At 41.9% G+C, this 23,840-nt stretch carries 21 protein-coding genes; 5 read left to right on the plus strand and 16 right to left on the minus strand.

The window, feature by feature from the left end; translation table 11 throughout:
- Nucleotides 1-98 precede the first annotated feature (98 nt).
- Complete coding sequence (gene serA, locus LZG71_RS23995) at nucleotides 99-2,003, minus strand: phosphoglycerate dehydrogenase (protein ID WP_233824740.1); 1,905 nt, start codon at nucleotides 2,001-2,003, stop codon at nucleotides 99-101.
- A 176-nt stretch (nucleotides 2,004-2,179) separates the two neighbouring features.
- Nucleotides 2,180-3,145, minus strand: a complete 966-nt coding sequence (locus tag LZG71_RS24000) for a YheT family hydrolase (protein WP_233824742.1) — start codon at nucleotides 3,143-3,145, stop codon at nucleotides 2,180-2,182.
- Between the two features lie 583 nt (nucleotides 3,146-3,728).
- On the opposite strand from LZG71_RS24000, the gene LZG71_RS24005 reads away from it, so the two are divergent.
- Nucleotides 3,729-3,920: a cold-shock protein gene (locus LZG71_RS24005; RefSeq protein ID WP_131958299.1), complete on the plus strand. Its 192-nt coding sequence runs from the start codon at nucleotides 3,729-3,731 to the stop codon at nucleotides 3,918-3,920.
- Nucleotides 3,921-3,997: 77 nt separating this feature from the next.
- Here LZG71_RS24005 and LZG71_RS24010 read toward each other — a convergent pair whose 3' ends face one another.
- Nucleotides 3,998-5,434, minus strand: a complete 1,437-nt coding sequence (locus tag LZG71_RS24010; RefSeq protein ID WP_233824744.1) for a DUF4173 domain-containing protein — start codon at nucleotides 5,432-5,434, stop codon at nucleotides 3,998-4,000.
- Nucleotides 5,435-5,642: 208 nt separating this feature from the next.
- Between LZG71_RS24010 and LZG71_RS24015 the strand changes: the two genes are divergently transcribed.
- Together LZG71_RS24015 and LZG71_RS24020 are read left to right on the plus strand one after the other, a co-directional pair.
- Nucleotides 5,643-6,092, plus strand: coding sequence for an RDD family protein (locus LZG71_RS24015; RefSeq protein WP_233824746.1), 450 nt, complete (start codon nucleotides 5,643-5,645; stop codon nucleotides 6,090-6,092).
- A 10-nt stretch (nucleotides 6,093-6,102) separates the two neighbouring features.
- On the plus strand, nucleotides 6,103-6,480 hold the full coding sequence (locus LZG71_RS24020; RefSeq protein WP_233824748.1) for a DUF2752 domain-containing protein: 378 nt from the start codon (nucleotides 6,103-6,105) through the stop codon (nucleotides 6,478-6,480).
- An 11-nt stretch (nucleotides 6,481-6,491) separates the two neighbouring features.
- Here the strand turns inward: LZG71_RS24020 and LZG71_RS24025 are convergent, their stop codons facing one another.
- From LZG71_RS24025 to LZG71_RS24070, 10 genes are all read right to left on the minus strand, one after another.
- The gene (locus LZG71_RS24025) at nucleotides 6,492-7,814 is read right to left on the minus strand and encodes a DEAD/DEAH box helicase (protein ID WP_233824749.1); all 1,323 of its coding nucleotides are present in this window, start codon (nucleotides 7,812-7,814) and stop codon (nucleotides 6,492-6,494) included.
- Nucleotides 7,815-7,863: 49 nt separating this feature from the next.
- Nucleotides 7,864-8,325: a hypothetical protein gene (locus tag LZG71_RS24030; protein WP_233824751.1), complete on the minus strand. Its 462-nt coding sequence runs from the start codon at nucleotides 8,323-8,325 to the stop codon at nucleotides 7,864-7,866.
- A gap of 67 nt (nucleotides 8,326-8,392) precedes the next feature.
- The gene (locus LZG71_RS24035; RefSeq protein WP_233824753.1) at nucleotides 8,393-8,770 is read right to left on the minus strand and encodes a co-chaperone GroES family protein; all 378 of its coding nucleotides are present in this window, start codon (nucleotides 8,768-8,770) and stop codon (nucleotides 8,393-8,395) included.
- A 113-nt stretch (nucleotides 8,771-8,883) separates the two neighbouring features.
- Nucleotides 8,884-10,353 carry an MBOAT family protein gene (locus tag LZG71_RS24040; RefSeq protein ID WP_233824755.1) on the minus strand — a complete coding sequence of 490 codons (1,470 nt, stop codon included), beginning with the start codon at nucleotides 10,351-10,353 and terminating at the stop codon, nucleotides 8,884-8,886.
- A 4-nt stretch (nucleotides 10,354-10,357) separates the two neighbouring features.
- Nucleotides 10,358-11,302 carry a glycosyltransferase family 2 protein gene (locus LZG71_RS24045; RefSeq protein ID WP_233824757.1) on the minus strand — a complete coding sequence of 315 codons (945 nt, stop codon included), beginning with the start codon at nucleotides 11,300-11,302 and terminating at the stop codon, nucleotides 10,358-10,360.
- Nucleotides 11,303-11,374: 72 nt separating this feature from the next.
- Nucleotides 11,375-13,084: a hypothetical protein gene (locus LZG71_RS24050; protein ID WP_233824759.1), complete on the minus strand. Its 1,710-nt coding sequence runs from the start codon at nucleotides 13,082-13,084 to the stop codon at nucleotides 11,375-11,377.
- Nucleotides 13,065-14,498: a DUF6056 family protein gene (locus tag LZG71_RS24055; RefSeq protein ID WP_233824761.1), complete on the minus strand. Its 1,434-nt coding sequence runs from the start codon at nucleotides 14,496-14,498 to the stop codon at nucleotides 13,065-13,067. The genes LZG71_RS24050 and LZG71_RS24055 overlap by 20 nt, the downstream gene beginning before the upstream one ends.
- Nucleotides 14,491-15,441 (minus strand): glycosyltransferase family 2 protein, encoded by a 951-nt coding sequence (locus LZG71_RS24060; protein ID WP_233824763.1) that lies wholly within the window; start codon nucleotides 15,439-15,441, stop codon nucleotides 14,491-14,493. The genes LZG71_RS24055 and LZG71_RS24060 overlap by 8 nt, the downstream gene beginning before the upstream one ends.
- A 92-nt stretch (nucleotides 15,442-15,533) precedes the next feature.
- Nucleotides 15,534-16,616 (minus strand): LptF/LptG family permease, encoded by a 1,083-nt coding sequence (locus tag LZG71_RS24065; protein ID WP_233824765.1) that lies wholly within the window; start codon nucleotides 16,614-16,616, stop codon nucleotides 15,534-15,536.
- 13 nt (nucleotides 16,617-16,629) lie between these two features.
- Nucleotides 16,630-17,292 carry a metal-dependent transcriptional regulator gene (locus LZG71_RS24070; RefSeq protein WP_233824767.1) on the minus strand — a complete coding sequence of 221 codons (663 nt, stop codon included), beginning with the start codon at nucleotides 17,290-17,292 and terminating at the stop codon, nucleotides 16,630-16,632.
- A gap of 219 nt (nucleotides 17,293-17,511) precedes the next feature.
- Between LZG71_RS24070 and LZG71_RS24075 the strand changes: the two genes are divergently transcribed.
- Together LZG71_RS24075 and LZG71_RS24080 are read left to right on the plus strand one after the other, a co-directional pair.
- On the plus strand, nucleotides 17,512-18,858 hold the full coding sequence (locus tag LZG71_RS24075; protein WP_233824769.1) for an Nramp family divalent metal transporter: 1,347 nt from the start codon (nucleotides 17,512-17,514) through the stop codon (nucleotides 18,856-18,858).
- Nucleotides 18,859-18,951: 93 nt separating this feature from the next.
- A complete protein-coding gene (locus LZG71_RS24080) occupies nucleotides 18,952-20,898 on the plus strand; it encodes a KUP/HAK/KT family potassium transporter (RefSeq protein ID WP_233824771.1) in 1,947 nt (648 codons plus the stop codon).
- Between the two features lie 88 nt (nucleotides 20,899-20,986).
- Here the strand turns inward: LZG71_RS24080 and LZG71_RS24085 are convergent, their stop codons facing one another.
- The 3 genes from LZG71_RS24085 to LZG71_RS24095 form a co-directional block, all read right to left on the minus strand.
- Complete coding sequence (locus tag LZG71_RS24085) at nucleotides 20,987-21,505, minus strand: phosphoribosyltransferase family protein (RefSeq protein WP_233824773.1); 519 nt, start codon at nucleotides 21,503-21,505, stop codon at nucleotides 20,987-20,989.
- A gap of 58 nt (nucleotides 21,506-21,563) precedes the next feature.
- Nucleotides 21,564-22,274 carry a glutamine amidotransferase-related protein gene (locus LZG71_RS24090; RefSeq protein ID WP_233824775.1) on the minus strand — a complete coding sequence of 237 codons (711 nt, stop codon included), beginning with the start codon at nucleotides 22,272-22,274 and terminating at the stop codon, nucleotides 21,564-21,566.
- Between the two features lie 111 nt (nucleotides 22,275-22,385).
- Nucleotides 22,386-23,780 (minus strand): aldehyde dehydrogenase family protein, encoded by a 1,395-nt coding sequence (locus tag LZG71_RS24095; RefSeq protein ID WP_233824777.1) that lies wholly within the window; start codon nucleotides 23,778-23,780, stop codon nucleotides 22,386-22,388.
- Nucleotides 23,781-23,840: the final 60 nt, after the last annotated feature.

The following is a 23,840-nucleotide window of genomic DNA, read 5'->3' on the forward strand; positions in this document are numbered from 1 at the left end:
CTCAAATCTATCATAATTGAATCAAAAAAACAGACTTCCCCAGAAGTAACTTCTTAACTACTGTAACTCCTTACTTCCCCTAACTTCTTTAACTACTCCTAATACAACATCCTGAACCGGATCGTACCTTCTACCTCTTTCACTTCCTGAATGAACTCTTCGGTATATCCTTTGGCGATATCTACGATTACATAACCTATGCTTTCGTTTGTTTTCAAATACTGCCCTGTGATGTTGATATTGTTGTTGGCAAAGATCTGGTTCAACTTCGCAAGTACACCCGGCACGTTGGCATGGATGTGCAGCAATCGATGCGAATCTTTGAGTTTTGGCAATTGCACCTCGGGGAAGTTTACGCTTCCATAAGAGCTGCCGTTGTTCATAAATTCCAGCAATTTGGCAGGAACAAAATGACCTATATTTTCCTGAGCTTCCTCGGTACTCCCTCCAATGTGTGGTGTAAGAATCACATTCGGCAATCCACGCAATTCGCTTTCAAAAGACTCAGCATTTGTTTTCGGTTCATAAGGAAATACATCCACACTGGCTCCGGCAACTTTTCCACTTTTCACAGCATCAGCAAGGGCTGCAATATCTACCACATGTCCGCGAGACAGGTTCATAAATATTACCCCGTCCTTCATCAGATCAAATTCTCTTTTGCCAATCAGATTCTTATTTTCCTTTCGTCCGTCCACGTGCATACTGATCACGTCGGAAATCGCCAGGAGTTCTTCAAGCGTATTCAGTTTGCGTGCATTTCCAAGAGATAGTTTTTCAACTCCGTCGTAGAAATAGACTTCCATACCCAAAGCCTCAGCCACCACCGACAATTGTGTACCGATACTTCCGTATCCAACCATTCCCAGTTTTTTACCACGAACTTCGAAACTTCCGTTAGCCGATTTATCCCAGACACCAGCGTGCATTTGGTTACTTTTGGTGACGATGTTACGGATCAGCAAAATCATTTCACCTACCGCAAGTTCCACAACAGAACGCGTGTTGCTATATGGCGCATTGAAAACCGCGATACCCCGGCTTGCTGCTTCTTCAAGGTCAATCTGATTGGTACCAATACAGAATGCCCCGATTGCCATCAAACGATTGGCATTTTCAAGCACACGTTTGGTAATATTTGTTTTGGAACGAATACCAATGATCGACACATCTTTAATACGCTCGCAAAGCTCGTCCTCATCCAAAGCACCTTTTACAAACTCTACATTAAAGCCTTGTTCTTCAAAGGCACGAAGTGCAACCGGATGCACGTTTTCAAGCAAAAGAACTTTAATACGGCTTTTAGGATACGACTGGCTTCTGCTCAGTTTGTTATCATATAAAAAGTCATCAAAAGATGTAGCGATATGATCTGCAACAGCCATTACTTTCGGACGTTCCACGTTTTCGGTAAACGCATAAAAGCGGCTTGCAAGACCGGACTCTTTTAATTGATAGTCGGTGTATCCGTCACCAATTGCAAAAACTTCCCCTTCAAGTTTCAGGCTTTCAAGAAGTTTAATTTTACCGCCATCAGTTGACAATACATTGTTTTCATCAATTCCGATGATATTGTCGTCTTCGTCAAACCTGAATTCATTGGCATATACATGATCCGCACGAATACCAAGCTCAGTTGCAATTGGTACAATAAACTCTTTAAAACCGCTTGAAACGATAAATATATGGTCGGTATTCTCCGTAAGAAAGTGTTGGTTTCTTTTAAAAGAATCCGAAACCTTGGTTCTCAGGAATATAATAAGTTCATCAATATGCGAACGTTTTGCTTTTAAAAGATCTATTCGCTGACGTAATCCATCGGCAAACGACATCTCTCCGTTCATGCCTTTATTTGTAAGATCCACAATCTCCTGAACGATTCTCTCACGTTCCGGATGCCCTGTAAGAGCAATGGCAGCTAATTCATCCAGACCTTCAACCTTGGTGAAGGTGCTGTCGAAATCGATAATAATGTACGGGTTGCTAAGTGTTAATGTGGGCATGAAGCGGCAGATAACTTATTAATTATCAATTTAAAAGTAAACAAATCAATACGACTGAATCCGGTAGCTTGCTGATTGAGGCACAAAATTACAAATCTGTTTCCTATGTCTAACAAATTTTATAGCTGTTGTGTTTTATTATTTGTCATTTCTGGTTTTTTTCACACAAAACCATTTTATTGTATAAAATTCAATGCTTTACGTTCCGACCAATACACACCGTCAGCGACATGAGCTGGCCGGAATCCGCAATGACCACCATGGCTGCTCAGTTCCAGATGAACATTTTCCAGTGTAGCAATTAAATCCAGAGGCAGACTAGAACCTGGCACAATCGGATCGTTATCTGCGTTTACAATCAGCGTCGGTATTTCAATGTTTTGGACAAAAAACTGAGAACTGCACTGCTCGTAATAATGGCTCGCATCACTAAATCCGTGCAACGGAGCTGTGTATATATCGTCAAAATCATAAAGGGTTTTCACCAAATGATCTTTTTCCAGACTGATCCTGTCCGGAAACAAACGGGATTTTTCGGTCACTTTTGGTCTGAGCGTATTGAGAAACCGATGCATGTAAACGCGGTTTTCTCTTTTTATAATTGAAAGACTACATGCTTTCAAATCCATGGGAACACTAAAAACAACAGCTTTTTTTATGCTGACGTGTCTTTTGCGTGACTTCTCTCCAAGATACTTTAAAGTAAGGTTTCCTCCCAGACTAAAACCCATCAGATGTATTTCGGTATATCCTTTGCTGATTCCCTTTTCAACTATCAGATCCAGATCATCGGTAGCACCGCTGTGATAAAAACCGGATGTCCGGTTCATTTCTCCGCTGCAACTTCGGAAATTCCAGGCCAGACAATCGAATCCATTCTGATTGAGCAGCTTCACCATGCCAACAATATATTGTTTGTTGCTATTCCCTTCAAGCCCATGCGAAAGTATAACCAGCTTTTCAGATTTACCAGATGAGAATGACCAATCCAGATCCAGGAAATCCTGATCGGGTGTTACAATCCTTTCTCTTTGGTAAACCACTCCCGATATTTTCCTGAAAAGTGCGGGATAAATGGTTTGAAGATGTCCGTTGGGAAGCCAGAATGGTGGAATATGATCCTTAATATTTACAAGCGGCATAACTCTTACTTAATTTCCCGACAAAGTTAGGAATAATAAAACCGGGCTCCACAAATGATGAAACATCCATAAAACCCGGCTTCACCGATAATGATCTTCTTTGGGGCTTGGAGGAATATTTAAATGAGCATAAAATGGAGCGGTCAGAGATATATGTAATTTACTAACCGTCATCATTGCTTTCTTCTTAACACCTGCAGCTATTTTACCGAAATGAAGAGATAGCGTCATGTAACTTAATCCTGATATCAGTAAGAAAGTGTACCTGGAGTTGCAAAATTTTAGTAGTTACAAAAATTAAATTTTGCTGGAGTCCGGACTCTTCGAAGCCTTAATCCAGAATTCACTCAAATGTTATTTTGATTGGGCAAGAATAGCAATACATATCGTATTCCACCCAAAAAATATAACTATTACAATATTACATGTTATCAAAAAACAAAGAAACTTTCTCAGACTTGTCTAATGATCTGGTTCTTAATGGGTAACTAAATGGAATAATTCTAAACCTTTTTAAATATTTGTGTTGTATATCTGCATTTTCTATCTACATTTGGTTTTTAAAAAAATAAGATCAATACCAATGGCAGAAGGCACAGTTAAGTTTTTCAATGATTCCAAAGGATTTGGATTCATCCAACCATCAAATGGTGAAAAAGACATTTTCGTACACGTTTCAGGTCTACAAGACGATATCCGTGAAAACGACAAAGTGTCTTACGACGTAGAAAATGGAAAAAAAGGTCTAAATGCAGTTAACGTAAGAGTTATCTAAGTTTAAGTCATAATAAGACATTTCGAAAGCATTCAACCTGAGGTTGGATGCTTTTTTTGATTTCGGTGATACCGCATTCACTCTAAGCCCGCCAACTCCTTCGCCAGCCATCTTCCATCGATTGTTGCTGACCGCCAATCCTTATGAAGTTCGCTGTTAGCCTTCATTTTCATTCCCAATAGCTTAAACTTGTGCTGTTCTACCCTTGGATCTTTATTTCTGACCAGTTCGGCAAGATAAGGAAGCTTTGTACTACCCAGATTATCAAAAATGTAGGCCATATCAACCTCCTTCGCATAATTCGGGTTGTACCAGGTTATCAGCCGGTCCCAATCCACGAGTACGTAAAACGTCATCACGAAGTACAACACCCAACTATTCTGACGAATCAGATACCAATTCGTTTTCAAATGTTTTATCTTAAACAGGGTAAGTACAAGACCCGCACCTGTGAGAAGCATTCCGATAAACACCCAGATTCTTTTGTAAGTCAAACCAAAAGAATCAACGTAAAGAATATTTTTATAACAGGTAAACAGAGCGAGCAATCCGTTCAGAAAAATCCATATCGTCGCTAGTTGCACAAGTCGGTTCTTTCGTTCATAAAAATTCTGGTTTGCACGAAAATAGTACATGATCAGCAGAATCGCCGATATGAGGCTTATCACCAAAGCGTCAAACCCCTGATGAACCTGTTCTGAAAACCCTCTGGTTACGTCACTTAAAGATGGGACAAAAATCTGAAGAACATTAAAGCATAAAAACAGGATGATGAGAGTGTTCAACATTGCGAACATTATGACGCCCTGACGGTTTTCTTCAACCAGACCCAACTTCCTGGAAACTTTGGTTTTAGAACGCACTCTTTTTAAGTCTCCCGGTTGGGCCAAATCCCATTCCGTAACTTTTTGTAGTCCCCAAGGGAAAAATAACGGAGACAGGAATACCAGTCCAAACATGATATAGGCCATTAAGGAAAAGTCAGGCTCCAAATCTGGAAAAGCATTTTTCAGCCAAAAGTCAGGATTTGCTGAACTATACAGGGAATAAAAAATGAGTGTGACAGTTATTGGTGCAACATATAAATAGGCCTTTTTATAAGCAGCCTGAGGCAGGAAAAATTGAACAAAGCCTATGCTCCTGATTTCCCTTGCATAAGCACTCAGCATTTTTACAAAGCTCATCCCGAAGCTTGCAAGGATTCCGTTTAAAAGCGCCACAGAGGGACTACTGCGAGCGGCAAAGACAAATCCAGCGAGCAGAAATGACGACACATGATACAACAAACCTGCATCCCCGGTAACATGCCAGAAAACAGCGAAAGCAGAAAGTAGATGCAACCCCGCACCCAACTGCCACATTCTTTCATTCCAAAGCCGGTGATGCCAGGTGATTAAAACCACAGAGGCTAGTGAAAAAACCAGGGCATTAAAGCCCATCTGCTGGTCAAAAAACAACCAGGTGTGAAGTCCAGTCAGGGATAACCACAAATAACTGGTACGAGATTTTATCATGTCAATTAATTTAAAAGTACTTTGTGTTACAAAGTAAATAATAAAATATCTACTTACACAAGTTTTTAAAATCTATTTTAACCGTTAATCTTAATTATTCTCCTGACATCAGGAATTAGGATAAGTTTTGTTGGAAGTAATTAATTTTGACTTGTAAGATTCTTTGCTTTAATTGAAAGTAAATCAAACCTTTAACCCTATTCCTTTTATGACAAATTTTACGCTTGCAGGCTTCGGTGCCCGGTTAGTCGCTCAAATCATTGACAGTTTCATTGTTGGCTTCGCCATGTCACTAATTATTATTCCAATATTTGGCATTGGAGCCTTAACAGGCGCCATGGGTGATAGCGACACGGCAGGGCTAATTGCAGGCCTGGCCATTTTACCAATTATACTAATGGCATTTGTTGGTCCCGTTATCTATGAAGTATTCATGCTAAGCTCTTCCCGCCAGGCTACCTTTGGTAAGGTAATCATGAAAATTAAAGTGATTGATGAGCAGGGACAAAGACTCACCCTAGGTGCTGCCGTCGGCAGAACGCTGATTAAATATTTAACTGTAAATTTTTGCTTTTTACTTTGGCTATGGCCGCTATTCAACAAAGAAGAGCAGGCGCTACACGATCTCATTGTGCGTGACCTGGTAATTCGCGACTGAACACTTTGCCATGCTGCAAATTCCTTTCCCGGCAGTTAAAAAAACTGTTATTGTCATCGCCGCAATAAGCGTTGTCTCGTTCTATTATTTGTCGGATCCCGAAAAAAGTCATGTTGGATTTGCATGTCTTCTGCATCATTCAACAGGTTTTCTTTGCTGGGGTTGCGGAGGACAAAGAGCGTTCCATGAGCTGCTACATGGCAATTTGCAGAAAGCCTTTGAGCTTAATGCACTGGTTTTTCCAGTAGTTGGTTTACTCGCTCACGTACTGGTATGCGAATTAACAAAACAAAACCCTTCTTATCCGCTTATACGGAAAAGAAGGGTTTCGCTTGGTATTCTAATCCTGGTTATCGGTTTTACGATCTTTCGCAATTTACCTACCTGACGATCAATACCTTATCTTGCTACTTCAATTTTGAATTTTTTACCTTTCATTTTTTCCTCGCCTATCAGCGAAAGCATAGCTTTCACTTTACTCCTGTTCACTGCCGCAAATGAGATGGTGTCTTTCACCTCAATCAAACCCAGATCCTGCTTTTCAAGCTTGCCCTTTTGAAGAAGGAACCCCACAATATCCATCTTATTCAACTTATTCTTTTTCCCTCCACTGATGTAGATCGTAGTCCAAACAGAAGTTGGCGGAGCTTTAAAAGTTGCTGACAATGCCAAAACTTTGGGCTTGATGGTGATGTAATCAGGAAGTTTTTCATCGACATTGGTCAAAATGTAAGCAGTTCCCTCCGCTTCCATTCGCGCAGTACGTCCGTTTCTATGCCTGAATTCATCCCCTTTCATCGGAAGCTCGAAATGGATCACATGCTTCATATCCGGAATATCCAAACCCCGTGCAGCCAGATCCGTTGCTGCAAGATACAGTACCGAACCATTCCGGAAACGCATCAATGTACGTTCGCGGTCTTCCTGCTCCAACTTCCCGTGAAAAAATGCACAATCCACGCCCTCTTCCTTCAACACTGCGCTGATTCTTTCCACAGAATCTCTTTGATTACAGAAAATCATGGTTGATTCAGAACCTAAATCACCTAATAACCGTAACAAACTATCCATTTTGTCGTTTTTCTCCGAGACAACCTGGACAACAGTAAGTCCGCTTGCCTGGTTGCGATTGGAAATAAAATCGATCTCAACCGGATTCTTAAAACTGACAAATGACGGTATTTTGGACCCGGCAGTAGCTGATACAAGTATCTTTTTCTTAACATTTCTCAGATTTCGCACGATTTCAGTCATCTCTTCCTGAAAACCCATTTCAAGTGATTTGTCAAATTCATCTAGAATAAGCGTGAATATGCTCCTATATGAAAATGACTGACGATGCATGTGGTCAAGCAACCTGCCAGGAGTACCAATTAATAATGCTGGCGGCTCGGTGAGGCTCCTCACTTCGGTCTGCATGTCGTGCCCTCCATAACAACAGGTCACTTTAAAACCTGTAGACATCTTTCTCCAAACCTGCTCGATTTGTAGTGCAAGTTCTCTTGTAGGAACGATGACAAGGCATTGTACCTGATCCACTTCCTTTTGAAGGAGTGACATAATGGGAAGAAGAAAAGCGAGGGTTTTCCCTGAACCTGTGGGAGACAGAAGCAATACCTCGTTGCTTTCCAAAATTGCACTTTGAGCGGCTTCCTGCATTTCATTTAATGCGGACACACCCAGGCCGGCAATAGCGGCTGTTATATTTTCCTGATCTGACATGCTGCAAAGGTACTGGTTCCCGCAGGCATATCATGAACAATAGGTTGAATCATTTTATATGACCAGTAAATTGCTTAGGTTCAGAGTACAGAGTAAGCCCTAAAAATTTCCATTCATGCGTTCCCGAAACAGAATAATTTAATTTCCCATTTTCAAACCACAGCCTTGACAATGTAGGCTTCCAGCCATGACCGATCACCAGTCCGCTCTGCGAAACATCTCCCCTGGCTTCCCCAGTAAGTGAATCCTTTGGGTAGGCATAGAACAGGCTGGTATTGTACCAAAGTTGCTCATCTATCATTTGCACACCCAGCGTCATTTGCTCATTATACGAAGGTTGTGGTTTTTCATTGGTGAGTGTTCCCTGACTAAATGACAGACTACCCAATATAAATATGATCAGAGAAGGAACACCTAAATGCTCTTTGATCAGTTTTAAAACGGAAAAAGCAATGTACAAAAACCAGCACAGCGCTGCCAGATTTATTAGGGACCAAAGAAGATAAACCATAAATATCAAATTTTCGGATAAATAAAAAAGCAGTCCGGATAAGACTGCCTTTTATAAAACTCTTGGATTAATACAGATCCTCTGAACGTTCCAGCATCAGTATAGAAGCCTGTGGAACAATTACGTATTTTTCACCGTCATATTCCAGATCAATCGCGTTGCGCTGCAAGTATATCGCGACATCACCTTCTATGGATTGCAAAGGCATATATTTCACCTTTTCTTCCGTTTCCTTCCACGGCTCATCGTCGGTAGCGGCAGGAATAGGATAACCAGGCCCAACCTTAATCACATAACCACTCTGAACCTGTTCTTTTTCTGTCACAGTTGGAGGAAGATAAAGCCCGCTGTTGGTTCTATCCGACGGGCTTTTCGGTTTTATCAAAACACGATCTCCTACGATAATCAGTTTTTTCAATCGGTTATCAGCTGTCACTTCGTACATATTATTGAACTAAATAGAATTATAGATACTAAAAAGATGCCTGCGTAAAACATTAGCTAATTTAGAGAACAGCAAAACATTCAGAATTGTTTGCCGCCGTTTGTACAATTGGATCAGAATTGGAAATAGATAAACTGATTTTCGGTAACAACACCCAGGAAATAGGTTAAAAAGGCAATTATTCCAAACAGCAGATAAAATACCAGCGAATTCTTTGTCGGAATTTTCTGAACAAAATGCTCTTTGATTAACAAAAAGAAAATCAGAAAAATACAGAACCACATTTCCACCGAATTGAAAGGAGTATGTAGTTTTTCACTCCACGACAAGGTTGATATTCTATGCAAAATGGTAAATGATCTACCCACAGGAGAAGTATGATTCCGGAAGAACACCCATGCTATGGTCACCAGAATAAAAGTAAAAATAACACCCAAAACTTTGGTAAAAGAATTTTTAGGTATTGAAATCCCCACCTTTTTCATCCACTTATCCCTAAGCAAAGCACTTACCTGATAAGTGCCGTGAAGAGCACCCCAAATCACATAATTCCAGCTCGCTCCATGCCACAAACCACTCACTAAGAATACAATAAACAGATTTCGATATTTGACAAGCTCTCCGTTACGATTTCCTCCAAGCGGAATGTAGAGGTAGTCGCGAAACCAGGTGGAAAGCGAAATATGCCATCTTCCCCAAAATTCCGATATGGATGAGGATTCATACGGAGACCGGAAGTTGTCCATCAATGTGAAGCCCATCACACGGGCCGCACCAATGGCAATGTCGGAATAGCCGCTGAAATCACAATAAATCTGAAATGCAAAAAAAACGGTTGCTACAAGTAATGACAGACCGTTTTGCTCAGCAGGATTGTCATATACAAAATTCACTACCTCAGCCAGACGATCCGCAATGACAATCTTTTTAAACAAACCGAAGGCCATTTGCATCAATCCCGACTTAACCAGCTCAAAGTCATACTTGAAATAAGAATGAAACTGATGCAGCATATTTTGCGGCCTTTCGATCGGACCGGCCACCAGCTGCGGATAAAACATTACATATAGGGCGTAAATACCAAAATGTTTTTCAGGCTGCTGGTTACCGCGGTACACCTCAATGGTATAACTCATGGCCTGAAATGTGTGAAAAGACAGCCCGATGGGTAAAATAACCTGTCCGCCGCCATCCACCATCCACTGTGCTATCCCGGCAGGTAACAAACGTTCGAGCGGCGGGATAATAGCACGAAGATCGAATAACCCGAGCAGGTCGTTTACTGAGCCGCGACCAAAATCGTAGTACTTAAAAAAGGCAAGTATCCCTATATTTGAAATCAGGCTTATGATAAGCAATAGTGTCTTCCGCTTCTTATCCTGCGCCTGGGCAATCCATATACCTGCATAATAGTCGATTACAATGGTACCAAACAGGATCAGAATAAAGACCGGCTTGAAAACCATGTAAAAATAGCAACTGACTGCCAAAAGCAACATCCAGCGCCCACGCCACGACAAGCTGAAATAAGCCAGCGTAACGACTATAAAAAATATGATAAACTGAATTGAATTAAATAGCATCCGATTAAATATACTCGCAATTAACTATTTCATCTTTAACTATATAAAGAGGCCGCCCTTTGGATTGGAAAAAGATTCTCAGAACATACTCACCTATAATTCCCAGAGCTAATAATTGTACCCCACTGAAAAGGATGATCACAAATAGCAGGGAAGTGAATCCTTCGATAACATGGGCAAAAAAGAGTTTTTTGGCAACGACAATAAAAAAATAAACAAGCGCGATAAGAATGGCGAAAATACCCGTTCTGCTCATGAATTTGATAGGAAACTCGCTAAAATTAAATATCCCATTATAGGCCAGGGCAAACAATTGCTTAAAAGAATACTTAGACTCTCCCGCCACACGCGCATCACGCTCATATTCAAATCCCGTTTGTTTAAATCCGATCCATGAACGCATTCCCCTCAGATATCTGCTCTCTTCCGGCATTTTGTTCATAACATCTACTACACGTCGGCTTATGAGCGCAAAATCTCCACTATCCAGTGGAATTTCTACATATGAAATTGAGCGGAGCAAACGATAGAAAACATAATAACCCATCCTCTTTACGGCACCCTCCTTTCTCTTTTTTCTTACTGCATACACCACATCATTTCCCTCCTTGTACAGTTTGTAAAATTCAGGAAGTAATTCTGGTGGGTCCTGAAGGTCACCATCAATAACAAATAAAGCTTCGGTCCCCCTCGCACGTGCCATCCCAGCAGTTAATGCCAGCTGATGACCATGATTCCGGGACAGCAATACACCGTGATAACGATCATCAGTAAGCGCCAATTGGCGAATACGTGTGGCGGTATCATCTTTACTACCGTCATCAATCAGCACTACTTCAATAGCGAGTGGGCTGGAATCCATTAATGCATTGATTCGCTCGACAAGCAATGGAAACGATTCAGATTCATTATAAAGCGGTGCAACAATAGATATTTGCGGGATTTTCAAAATACTGAATTTAAACTATTAAATCTGTAATGGCAAAAATACATTTTTCACATTACAGATGTATCTTCCTTATTACGGAACCTCAATATTATTGAGGATACCTCCGGTAAAAACATAGTTTTCAACTTTAATAATACCGAGTTGATAAGCTCCTGGTTCAACAGAAGAAAAAGGAATTTCAACAAAGGATCCTTTGTCATACTGTTTGAGTGGATTACGCCCGGTGTAGCTCCGCTGTGTAAGCTTAAAAACATAAACCTTAGAGCCACGTCTCAAAAAGGCATATTGTCCGGTACCCTTGTTCAAACTTAATGGAGCGTTGGTGTCTTCAACCCGCACGGTACTTCCTTCAATTTTATACTTAACGCCAAGCTCGCTGGTAACAGGTTTATCTATTTTTTTTATCTCCAACGCCAACCATTCTGACTCGGATGGATAACGATAAATTCCTGCACCGACCATTTCTTTCATCAACTTATCAACATACTTGGCCGAAGTTGAAAAAGGAACATGACCTAGCCCAAATCCATTATGTTCCTGATTGTAGGCGTTGATCATCAAAAACTTTCTCCGTTCGTTGATTGCCGGCAGATAGGTATAAATGGAGATGCCCCAAATCAGCACACTAATAACAGCGGCAGACCTGAATACTTTGTTTTGCACTGCTGCATTTGTGGATGACAGGAAAGACAAATAAGTGACAATCAGGAAAAGAGCCGGATACAGTTTATAATTGCTAACTATCATCACAAAAAAACCAAAGCGGGGTCTTAACAAACCGATAATCAAAGCATTGGCAAGTAAGAAGATCATTATGCCAAGCAAAAATTCCTGAAACGATTCTTTTTCTGACCTTTGCCGATCCGACGGATTAACAAATCCGGGCCTTTTTAAAGTAATACCCCAAGTACGTTTCAGCCAGGGAAGTGAAGCTGTGTACAGCCAGATTGATACCCAAATCATCGCAACAAAACCCATTATTACAGGCATTACAGATCGGGTTACGATATCCTTTTCAGGAAAAAGATCGAAAAGACCTCCCAGGAAAGCAAAAAAGCCAAGTACTGACAAGTGAGGATTTTTTATCAAGAATGCAATACTAGCCTCATTGCCCTGGGGCGACATACCTGCAAAATAAAATCCGATGGCAGTCGCCGCCACAAGAATCCAGATGATCAACTGCCGGTAATTGGAACGTAAAATCAAAATTACAGCTCCTGCTACCCACACAAATATACCACTGCTCATTGCAAAAGTGGCACAAACAGCTGCCGCAACGGACCAGACAAAACGATGTCGGGAAAGCAAAAACATCGAAAGTATAACAAAGAAAACCACTGTTTGATGTTGCATGCTACAAATCGCCCACAGAAACACGAGGTGATATTGAAGCTGAAACAACAGAAAAGGAACAGGCAAAAAATACCAGACATTGAAATTCTGCTTTCGAAAAGCTGACCAGATCAGTGCCAATGTTCCCAGAGTGAAACAACCTCCTGCAATATGAATGAAAGTAATATTGAGAGTTCCGGTTAGCTGAAAGTACAGGAGCGTTATCAGTTTGCCGATAACCATCCGATGCTCGTTATTGGGCTGAAAAAGAAGAGATATCTTTTCACCAGCGGCTCCTGCCTCTGTCCAGTTCCTCAGGAAATCGGGAAAGGGATCAAAATCATCGAACCACGGCACATTTACTGAATAGCTCAGAATAACGAATACCCATAGCATTACAGGTATGAACATGGCAAGACCGAATATCTTATTATTTCTCTCCAACTCCATTCTCTTTCAAGTAAACCGCTTTCTTGCCAAAATACCCAGCCAGACATTTGTTCCACCAATGGTCTTTATCCGTTTTTATGTCATCATCGTAAAATATAGACAACGGCTTGGATTCAATGGCTGGCAGATAAACCACATCCTCCTTAGAAACACGCAGCATTTCATAACGGCTATTCATTTCCCTGTTGAAAGCGGCAGCCTTCCCTTTGATCAGATCGGTATAGATAAGACGTACATTGTCGCTGCTGTAAAAGGCAAGAAAAGATGAAACAACCAACAGTACATATAACAATGAATACCTTAAACCTGAAAAGCTGAATCGGGAAACGTCGCCTTTCTTAAAATAATGAAATATTACACCGATAATATAAAACCACCCGATCAGAAAATAGAAGTAAACGCAGTTGATCACCCGTGGCGTCGGTTCAATCCCTACACCGTAGTATGAAGGGAAAAGTTGTGCGGCAAGTACGCCAATATATAACAACAGCGCATACCAAACGGGTACAGAAAAGTAATTTCTTGCTCCAACGGAAAGTCTCGAAAGTACGATTAACCACGCAAAAGAAAAGAAAAGAAGAGGTGTCCGGAAGATCCAGTCAAAACTCAGTGAGCCAAGTTTTTTAAATGAACTGACAAATGAGAAGACAACGTCGCCGCCAAGGGGATTTCCCCCTATACGCGCCTGATTGCCCGGAGAACTAAAATACAAATAACCCGAAAGGATAGTCACCGTTAGCATGGCGATCATAAATCCATCTACTTTCCTGTGGAAAAGTAAACGGTAAACCCACCATGCTCCCACCAGAAGGATCATAATCAAGAGGTTTGTTTCACTGCTGCCGATCACTGCGAAAATTAAAAAACCGGAGAGCGTTGCTAGCAAAATTTTAGCCGTTGGCGTGTCTTGCCGGTAATAACGTAAAACCAGCACAAGCCACAGTAGGGTAAAAATATTGGGAACCGTGTATGTAACAAAGGCAGCCATCCAGTAAAATGCTTCTGAGATACTTGCCATTTTTAACATGTACAGGAAAAATACAACCCCGGCAAAACCAATGTGGGCCAAACGCGATAACGTTGGTGTGAGATGGCGGAACAGACTGTATAGTGCAAAAACCACTCCACTCAACAGAATAACCGGCAGCACTTTAAAGCCTGCTACGGAGTGAAACAACAATGGATTGGAATGATTAAGAAAGATACCAAAATACCGGCCTGTCCATCCGGAATAGTAATAATTCATTGCTTCAAGCCACCCAAACTTAAAAACTGTATCGATATAGCAGTAATCGTCGGCAGGTGAAGGATGGTTATAATAAGAAAGCACAAGTAATGGCAGCAATACACTGACCATCAACAAAATATTTATCCAATTTCCAAAAACCCTGTATTTCCTATAAAATCTATTCATTGACAATTTTTTCAATAATGTATCGGGGGCGACCTTTCACCTCCTCGTAAATCTTGCCGATATATTCACCTATCAGACCCAATGCCATCATGTTTGAGCCACTGAAAAAGGTTAAGGGCAACATGGTAGAAGTCCAGCCAGGAACGGTATATCCGATCAGATACGAAAGCATGATGTAAATCACGATCGCCATCGCAACAATAAAATTAAATACGCCGAAGTAAAGCACCAGCCTCATCGGAAACGTAGAAAAAGAGGTAATCCCGTTCCAGGCAAAAAGCAGCATTTTACTCAGCGGATATTTCGTTTCGCCTGCCTGCCTTTCCAGACGATTATATACTACTTTGTCGTTTCTAAAACCGATCAAAGGTACGATCCCACGCAGAAAAAGGTTTATTTCTCTAAAATTTCCAAGTTCTTTCAGCACTCGCCGATCCATAAGCCGGAAATCGGCATGGTTAAATACAACGGGCACCCCCATTTTTTGCATCAGTACGTAAAAGCCTTCTGCTGTTGACCGTTTAAACCAACTATCTGAACTCCTGTCACCTCTCACGCCATACACCACCATGGCACCTTCGTGGTGTTTTTCAATCATTCCTGTAATGGCGTTGATATCGTCCTGTAAATCGGCATCGATGGTGATAAAGCAGTCAAAGGCATCAATATTATTTTCCAGACCGGCCATAATAGCACTTTGATGCCCGAAATTTCTAGAAAGCTTAACACCCATTACATCAGCATCTTTCAAACTCAGCTCTTCAATAATGTCCCAGGTTTTGTCGCGGCTACCATCGTTCACGAAACACAGTTTGCTGTCTGCCGCTATAAACCCTTTCGCTTTTATCTCGTCGTAATAACGCTTTAATGCAGAATAGGTTAAATGCAATATGGCTTCCTCATTGTAACAAGGTATTACTAAGAGCAGGCGGGCTAACTTCATTTAGTTTCAATTTGATTGATTCGACAAAAATAGCGGTTATTATTTGATTTCGGGCTCCATCGTATTGGCAAGTGAGTATTCCACTGTTTAAATCACCGGGGCAGGGTTTTATACAAAATGAGACCGATAAAAGAAAAAATAATGTTTGGCAGCCAAACCGCAAGCAATGTATTAATGGTGCCCGCCTCCGCCACTCCTTTTGAGAGCAGGAAGAAAAGTATGTATATAAATGCCAGCATGAAACCCAGCGCGATTTGCCAGCCAACCCCTTTTCTGCTCTTTCTTGCCGATACAATCACACCAATAGCCGTGAGTATCAGAATAGCAAACGGCTGGGTGAAACGGATGTATTTTTCGATGAGATAAACTTCCAGACCATCGGCTCCCCTGCTTTTCAGAAGATCGATATAGGCATTTAATTCAGGGAGTGTAAAAGTTTCGAAAAGATTGTAATCACTTTCGAAGTCCCGGGGAAAGAGATTAATGGTTGTATCAATTTCAACTCCCGTTTTTATTTTTTCACCCAAACTATCCAGCGTTCGTATCTGGTAGTTCTGTAAAGTCCATTTCCCTTTTTTAGGTTGCCATACAATTTTGTCCGCGGAGAATTTTTGAACGAGCGTGTTCCCTTTCACCGTCTCCATTGTGAACTTGTTACCCGTTTTGGAAGATGTATTGTAGCTCTCCAGATATGCGTAAACATCTGGTGCAATGGTAATATGTACATTCCGACCACTAAAATAGAACTCACTTTTTACATAAGTTTTCTCAAAGTTGTTGCGAATCTTGTTTGCAAGAGGTAAAACCCAGCCTACCTGCAAAAATGTAAGCAAGCCAAGAACCGAAGCACCGAGCATATATGGTAAAAGCATTCGACCAAAGCTGATTCCGCTACTCAGCATGGCAACAATCTCGGTTCTGGCAGCAATCCTTGATGTAAAGAAAACCGTAGCGATGAATACCATCAAAGGACTGATGTAGTTGATCCAGTACGGAATCAGATTGAAGTAGTAATCAATTACGATTTCTTTAAGTGGTGCTTTTTTGTCAAGAAAGTCGTCCACTTTTTCTGTGTAATCGATCATACAAATGATGAGCACGATTACAAACGCGACGAAAACGTAGGTGATCAGGAAATTTTTGATCAGATAGCGATCCAGTATTTTTAGTCTCATGGCTGGTTTAGTCTCATCGGCGCTGCACTAATAAATTTTTAGATACCTCAAGACTAATGAATAACGTATTAGTACCATTGATCCGTACAGATGCGGACTTGTCATATTCGTTAATTTCTGTTATTTCGAGCACAGATCCTAAAGTGATGCCTGACCGGTCGAGATGCTGCAAAAACGACGGAGCATGGTCCAGCACGCCCATCATTAATACTTTTTCTCCCACGTTCACATCCGTCAAAATCAAATAGTCGGGATCAGTCAAATTTCCTTTGGCGTCGGGAATAGGATCTCCGTGTGGATCAAATCGCGGATGTCCCAAAAAAGCATCCAGCCTTTCCACCAGTTCGTCAGAGGGTATATGTTCCAGCTCCTCGGCAATTTCGTGTACCTCATCCCATCCAAACCCCAGCTTTTCTACCAAAAAAACCTCCCAAAGCCTGTGCTTACGGATCACACTTATCGCGACCTTTTCCCCGGCACCGGTGAGCCGTACCCCCTGATACTTTTTGTAATGAATAAGCCCTTTCTCGGCCAGCTTACGCAACATATCGGTTACCGAAGCCGCGCGTGTCGCCGTACTTTCGGCTAGCGCATTGGTACTCACTTCAACACCTTCGCGGCCTGATAATGCGTGAATGATTTTCAGATAGTTTTCCTCTGTAAAAGAATTTTGCATATGATCTGCCTCAGCAGCCGGCACATTGCCATGAGCTGAAATTGTTCTTAACTGTGAATTGATATACCTGCGGAAGGTACCTCAGTTCTGAATGATTAAACTGTAATTGGCAAAAGTACAATTTTCAAATCATAATTAAAAAAATTTAGACTAACCTAAAAATATATTTACATTGTTATTTATATTTGTTTTCAGTTAATCGAATAAGTCGAATTCAGCATGTTTGAGAAGTATAAAATCGCCCCAACGTCCGACGATAAATCCCGCCAACCCGAATTACTTGCCTCACTGTCGGAAGTAAATTCATCCATAACAGTCCCGGAAGGAGCAGGTTTCTGGAAAAAAATGATGGCTTTTACGGGTCCGGGGCTTCTTGTTGCAGTTGGTTACATCGATCCGGGCAACTGGGCAACGGACATTGAAGGTGGCTCCCGATTTGGTTACACACTACTTTCCGTGATTCTGATCTCCAACTTGTTTGCTATGCTTTTACAGCATTTGTCGCTCAAACTGGGGATTGCAACAGGAAGAGATCTCGCTCAGGCTTGCCGCGACTATTATTCAAGACCCGTTTCTTTTGTGCTCTGGATAATATCTGAAATCGCCATTGCCGCAACTGATCTTGCAGAGGTGATTGGCTCAGCCATTGCATTAAATCTTTTATTTGGTCTGCCACTTCCCGTCGGAGTCGTATTTACGGCATTTGACGTGCTTCTTGTTTTGTATTTTCAACAAAAAGGATTTCGCATTATCGAAAGTATAGTGGCCGCGTTAATGGGCATCATCCTTTTATGTTTTGCCTACGAAATGATTGTTTCTCAACCCTCAGTTTCGGGCATGCTTAACGGATTGATACCCAGAACTGAAATTGTAACCAACCCAGGGATGTTATACATCGCCATCGGAATACTGGGTGCTACGGTCATGCCGCACAATCTTTACCTGCATTCCAGCATTGTACAGACCCGCGCCTTCAAAAGAGATGAGGTTGGCAAAAAAACGGCGATCAAATTTGCCACCATTGACTCTACGGTGTCACTTGGACTGGCATTTTTCATTAACGGGTCTATTTTGATTCTTGCCGCAACTGCTTTTCACCAAAATGGTCATTTTACAGTTGCCGACATTACTGACGCCTATCATTTACTGGACCCCGTTCTTGGTGTAAGTCTGGCAGGTATCTTTTTTGCGCTTGCGCTTCTTGCTTCCGGCCAGAGTTCGACACTCACCGGCACCTTAGCCGGACAGATTGTTATGGAAGGTTTTCTTAATATCAGGCTAAAACCATGGCTTCGCAGATTGATAACCCGAGGAATAGCCATTATACCGGCACTGATCGTGGCCACACTGTATGGAGAAAAAGGCACAGCCGAACTGCTCGTTCTCAGCCAGGTTATACTTTCACTTCAACTCAGTTTTGCAGTAGTACCCCTGGTTTTTTTTACTTCCAATAAGAAAATAATGGGAAGTTTTGCCAACTCAAAAGCCATCAGAATCCTGAGCTGGATTATCACCCTGGTCATTATTAATTTGAATATTTTTCTATTATACCGAACGCTTTTTTAGGCACTAATCAATCCTTCGATATTAATTTTCTTTGTGCCTGTTTATTGTTTGCTTCCCGTTTCCTACCTTTCGCCGGTTTTTTAAAAAAGGTAAATGGAATCCAAACATAATTTAGACAAAATCTCTGCCGCTGGGGTGCTAATCGCTTTTGGGATTATTTATGGTGACATAGGCACCTCCCCCCTGTATGCGATGCAGGCTATTTTGTTGAACGAGATCATTACAGAAGAATTAATTTATGGTTCTATCTCCTGCGTATTCTGGACTTTAACACTTCTCACAACAATCAAATATGTTATTCTTATTCTCCGGGCTGACAACAGGGGTGAGGGAGGTATTTTTGCTTTGTACGCTTTGGTGAGAAAACATGCCAAATGGCTTACCGTTCCGGCGGTGATTGGCGGTAGCACCTTGCTGGCCGATGGCATCATCACACCCCCTATTTCAGTTTCCTCTGCAGTGGAAGGATTGCAGCTTATTTATCCAGAAATTCAAACCATTCCTATTGTAATAACTATACTTACTATAATTTTTGTCATCCAAGCCTTTGGTACCAAGGTAGTTGGCCGTGCTTTTGGCCCTATTATGGTTACATGGTTTCTAATGCTGGGAACATTGGGCCTGTTTCAGGTAATGAAACATCCTGAGATTTTGAAAGCTCTCAATCCCATGTACGGAATTCGCCTGCTCACACAGCATCCTGGCGGTTTCTGGATGCTTGGGGCCGTATTTTTATGTACTACCGGAGCTGAGGCACTATACTCAGATCTGGGACATTGTGGAAGAGATAATATACGTATCAGTTGGATCTTTGTTAAAATATGCCTCGTTCTTAACTATTTCGGACAAGGTGCGTGGTTAATATCAGAGCTCGGAAACAGACTTGAAGGTCGTAAGCCGTTCTATGAAATTATGCCCGAATGGTGGCTCCTTCCAGGTGTTGCCATCGCCACATTAGCCGCAGTGATTGCAAGTCAGGCCGTTATTACCGGCTCGTTCACCTTAATTTCCGAAGCGATCCGCCTCAATTTCTGGCCCAAGGTTAGGTTGGTTTATCCCAGCGATCAAAAGGGGCAACTGTACGTTCCCAGCATTAACTGGCTTTTGTGGTTAGGCTGCACCGGTGTGGTGTTGTACTTTGAAAAATCATCGAATATGGAAGCTGCTTATGGTCTGGCCATTACGCTCACGATGATTATGACTACCATCTTATTCTCCTATTACTTGTATCTGAAACGCGTCAATCTTTACGTTGTGATCGGGTTCATGCTATTTTATCTGTGTATTGAAATTAGCTTTCTTGGAGCAAACCTGCTTAAATTCACTCATGGCGGCTGGTTTACCATTCTTATTGGTGCCATCGTTGCGGGTTTAATGACGGTATGGCTAAGAGCATTTTACATTAAACTGCGACTTACGGAATATACCAAGCTCGACAAATTCCTTCCCGCATTGCATGAGCTAAGCCGGGATATCAGTATTCCAAAATATGCGACGCATCTTGTGTTCATGACCAACGCTTCCAGAGCGACGGAGATTGAAACGAAGGTGATTTATTCCATATTTCAAAAGCGGCCGAAACGGGCAGATATCTATTGGTTCCTGCACGTTGACACGACCGATGATCCGTATACAATGGAATATAAAGTAATGGCCGATGATGACGATGACGACAATGTGATCAAAATCAATTTCCGTCTTGGATTCCGGGTAGAACAGCGTATCAACCTGTTCTTCAGGAAAGTAGTAGAAGATATGGTAATGAACAAAGAAGTGGATATTACCAGCCGTTACGAATCTCTGAACCGCCAGAACATTACAGGTGATTTCAGGTTTGTTGTATTGGAAAGATTCCTCTCCTTTGAAAATGATTTGCCGTTTTTTGAACAAATGGTCATGAAGACCTATTTCTTTGTCAAGGATTTTACGACATCAGAAGACAAATGGTTTGGACTCGACAGCAGCTCGGTGAAAATCGAAAAAGTCCCGCTGATTATTCGTCCGGTGGAGAACGTCAAGCTTCGGCGCGTGTATAGCTAGGTGATTTTAAGTTTAATAAAAATGCCCTCTTCGCTAAACAGCAAGGAGGGCATTTTTACATTTAAACAAATATAAGATCAGTCAAAAGTCATTTCAAATAAACCCCTTCTTCATCCGGCGTACTCAATACCACCTGCACATGTTCACTGATTGTGGTGCTCAGAGAATAACCTACATAATCGGCATGAACGGGAAACAAATGATGGCTTCTATCGACCACAACTGCGACCTGCACTTTTTTCATCCTCACTTTCAAAAACGGCTCCAAGGCGAATGCAAGTGTTCTGCCTGTATTTAAAACATCATCGGTAACCACCACGACCTTCCCTTCCACATCAGTTTCATTATCGAAATGAATCGTACTTTGGTAATGAATGTTTTTGTCGAAACGAAGCTCGATCAACTGAACATGAAGAGGCGAAATACTTTCCAGCTCAACAGTGAGACGTTTTGCAAATTCATACCCCTGCCCCGCAATGCCGGCCAGTATAATACCAGTTTCTTCAAAATTTTGCTCGTAAATTTCAAATGCGATACGACGAATCTTCTGGTTTGTCTGATGCGAACTAAGTATCTGGCGTTTTGATTCAGTGCTAATTTCGGTCATGGAAAGTACTGGTATATGGAAAAATATATAGTGGTAAAATTAACAATACATCCGATAACTACTTCATTGCATTCAAGACAAATTTCCTGATCCATTCAGCCACTAGCAATTGATCTGTCTGTATTTTGAGGCTTGCAACTCCGGCTGCAACCTTCTCCGCTCCTATTCTGTCAACACGGATTTCCATCAAAGCTTTGTCGTAATCTTTCGGAAATTCAGGATGCGCCTGAATACCCAGCATATTATTTCCAACTCTGAACATCGCATTCGGACAATCGGCTGTTTGCGCTAACAGTACGCTTTCCGGAGGCAAATGAAGCACCTGATCCTGACACATCATCAGAAGGTTAAAAGGCGATATTTGCGGACTCATCCATTCCTCCTGTTTTATGAGATCAAAAGAATGGACACCGACACACCAGCCAACAGATGATTTCTGAACCTTTCCACCCAATGCTTCTCCCAATGACTGATGCCCGAAACATACACCAATAAAGACTTTACCGGAAGAATGAATTTGGCGGATAAACTCTTTCAATTCATGAATCCAGGACTCATCGTCATAGACAGAACTTTTAGATCCTGTACAAATGTATACATCGCATTCATTAACGTACTCAGGAAATTGTCCCTGGCAAACATCATAAAATTCGAACTCCCAGTCCGGCGCGACCTGCAAAAAAAGGGCAGGAAACATATTGCGGTAGTCGCCGGCAATGTGTTGTAATTCTTCCCGAACATGATCGCATTCTAATAGTCCGACTTTCATGGGTTGACTTTATGCTATTGGCTGTTAGCCTGGATTGATGGTTGAATAATTAGGCAAAATTCAAATGGCTTGTTATTCCATTTGAATTTGGGTCAGAAAAGCCAACAGCTATTAGTTCACGGCTATTTTCAAATGAAAAGACTTAGGCCGAGTCAAAGCTTCGTAACCAACCGTCGAAAGTGTACATCCTCTTCCCGAATTTTTCACTCCCGTCCATGCCAAAGCAGGATCCAGGTAATCACACCGATTCATGAAAAAAGTACCTGTTTCGACCTGCTGCCCGAGTTCCATCGCAGTATCAATATCTTTAGTCCAGATCGAAGCAGTCAGACCATATTGGCTGTCGTTCATAAGCCGGATGGCTTCTTCATCACTTTTTACGGACATAATCCCCACCACCGGGCCAAATGTCTCTTCGGTCATTATTTTCATCGAATGATCTACATCAACCAAAACCTGCGGGGCCAGATAGGGCGTACCTGGATTGTTGGCGGGAAATAAATCCGGATCGATTAATGCCTTTGCTCCTTGCGCCACGGCTTCGTCAATTTGTTTTTGAGCAAAAGTCGCCGCCGAAGTTTTAACCATCGGCCCCAAAGTCGTTTCCTGATTCAATGGATCCCCCAAAGTATATGTTTTGGTAAGTGCAATAAAACCATGTACAAACTTGTCGTACACATCTTCATGCACATAAATACGCTCTATACCGCAGCACGATTGTCCGGAATTAAAGAATGAACCATCTACCAGGTTTTCCACCGCATCCGCAATGTCAGCATCAGCCCGCACGTAGGCAGGATCTTTCCCTCCAAGTTCCAGTCCACCTACAATAAAACGCTTGTTAATTGCGTCCTGTACAGCATGCCCGCCCTCCACTGATCCTGTAAAAGCAACGTAATCAATTCGTTCATCGGCAATGATACCGGCAACCTGATCGTGGCTAAGATGCAGATACTGAAAGACCCCGGACGGCAAACCTGCATATTTAAATGCAGCCGCATATCTTTCGGCACATAACGGTGTTTGCTGAGCATGTTTTAGAATAACGGCATTGCCTGCCATGATAGCCGGAATGACCGAATTAACCGAGGTCAGATATGGATAATTCCAGGGTGCTATCACAAAGACGACACCCAATGGATCCCTTCTGATAAATCTTTTGAAGCCGTCAATTTCTTCAACCGCCACATCAGCAAGTGCCTTTTCGGCGACGGATATCATATACTTGGCCCGCTCCTGGAAACCCTTCCGGATCTCATTTGCCGTGTAACGGATAGGCCTGCCCATCTGCCAGGTAAGTTCAAGCCCGATTTCATCCGCATGATCTAAAAAGTATTCAACCGCTTTCCGGCAAATCATTTCGCGTTCGGCCAGCGTAGTTTTGCGCCATTCCTTTTGTGCCAAAGCCGCTTTGGTCAAAGCAGTTTCTATGGAAACGTCATCGGCCACATTCCGCTCTACAAATACGGATCCGTCAATGGGACTTATAGTTTTTTGAGTTGACATGGATTTTCAGGAGAAAGGGGGAACGGAGGATGAAGCAAAGTGGATGGAACTGTAACTCCG

The sequence above is a fragment of the Dyadobacter sp. CY312 genome (genome assembly GCF_021390535.1).
Taxonomy (GTDB): Bacteria; Bacteroidota; Bacteroidia; order Cytophagales; family Spirosomataceae; genus Dyadobacter.

Bases quoted from the DNA above. Each gene is read 5' to 3' on its own strand.
- serA (WP_233824740.1), bottom strand. From the start codon at position 2,003: ATGCCCACATTAACACTTAGCAACCCGTACATTATTATCGATTTCGAC.
- LZG71_RS24000 (WP_233824742.1), bottom strand. From the start codon at position 3,145: ATGCCGCTTGTAAATATTAAGGATCATATTCCACCATTCTGGCTTCCC.
- LZG71_RS24005 (WP_131958299.1), top strand. From the start codon at position 3,729: ATGGCAGAAGGCACAGTTAAGTTTTTCAATGATTCCAAAGGATTTGGA.
- LZG71_RS24010 (WP_233824744.1), bottom strand. From the start codon at position 5,434: ATGATAAAATCTCGTACCAGTTATTTGTGGTTATCCCTGACTGGACTT.
- LZG71_RS24015 (WP_233824746.1), top strand. From the start codon at position 5,643: ATGACAAATTTTACGCTTGCAGGCTTCGGTGCCCGGTTAGTCGCTCAA.
- LZG71_RS24020 (WP_233824748.1), top strand. From the start codon at position 6,103: ATGCTGCAAATTCCTTTCCCGGCAGTTAAAAAAACTGTTATTGTCATC.
- LZG71_RS24025 (WP_233824749.1), bottom strand. From the start codon at position 7,814: ATGTCAGATCAGGAAAATATAACAGCCGCTATTGCCGGCCTGGGTGTG.
- LZG71_RS24030 (WP_233824751.1), bottom strand. From the start codon at position 8,325: ATGGTTTATCTTCTTTGGTCCCTAATAAATCTGGCAGCGCTGTGCTGG.
- LZG71_RS24035 (WP_233824753.1), bottom strand. From the start codon at position 8,770: ATGTACGAAGTGACAGCTGATAACCGATTGAAAAAACTGATTATCGTA.
- LZG71_RS24040 (WP_233824755.1), bottom strand. From the start codon at position 10,353: ATGCTATTTAATTCAATTCAGTTTATCATATTTTTTATAGTCGTTACG.
- LZG71_RS24050 (WP_233824759.1), bottom strand. From the start codon at position 13,084: ATGGAGTTGGAGAGAAATAATAAGATATTCGGTCTTGCCATGTTCATA.
- LZG71_RS24055 (WP_233824761.1), bottom strand. From the start codon at position 14,498: ATGAATAGATTTTATAGGAAATACAGGGTTTTTGGAAATTGGATAAAT.
- LZG71_RS24060 (WP_233824763.1), bottom strand. From the start codon at position 15,441: ATGAAGTTAGCCCGCCTGCTCTTAGTAATACCTTGTTACAATGAGGAA.
- LZG71_RS24065 (WP_233824765.1), bottom strand. From the start codon at position 16,616: ATGAGACTAAAAATACTGGATCGCTATCTGATCAAAAATTTCCTGATC.
- LZG71_RS24070 (WP_233824767.1), bottom strand. From the start codon at position 17,292: ATGCAAAATTCTTTTACAGAGGAAAACTATCTGAAAATCATTCACGCA.
- LZG71_RS24075 (WP_233824769.1), top strand. From the start codon at position 17,512: ATGTTTGAGAAGTATAAAATCGCCCCAACGTCCGACGATAAATCCCGC.
- LZG71_RS24080 (WP_233824771.1), top strand. From the start codon at position 18,952: ATGGAATCCAAACATAATTTAGACAAAATCTCTGCCGCTGGGGTGCTA.
- LZG71_RS24085 (WP_233824773.1), bottom strand. From the start codon at position 21,505: ATGACCGAAATTAGCACTGAATCAAAACGCCAGATACTTAGTTCGCAT.
- LZG71_RS24090 (WP_233824775.1), bottom strand. From the start codon at position 22,274: ATGAAAGTCGGACTATTAGAATGCGATCATGTTCGGGAAGAATTACAA.
- LZG71_RS24095 (WP_233824777.1), bottom strand. From the start codon at position 23,780: ATGTCAACTCAAAAAACTATAAGTCCCATTGACGGATCCGTATTTGTA.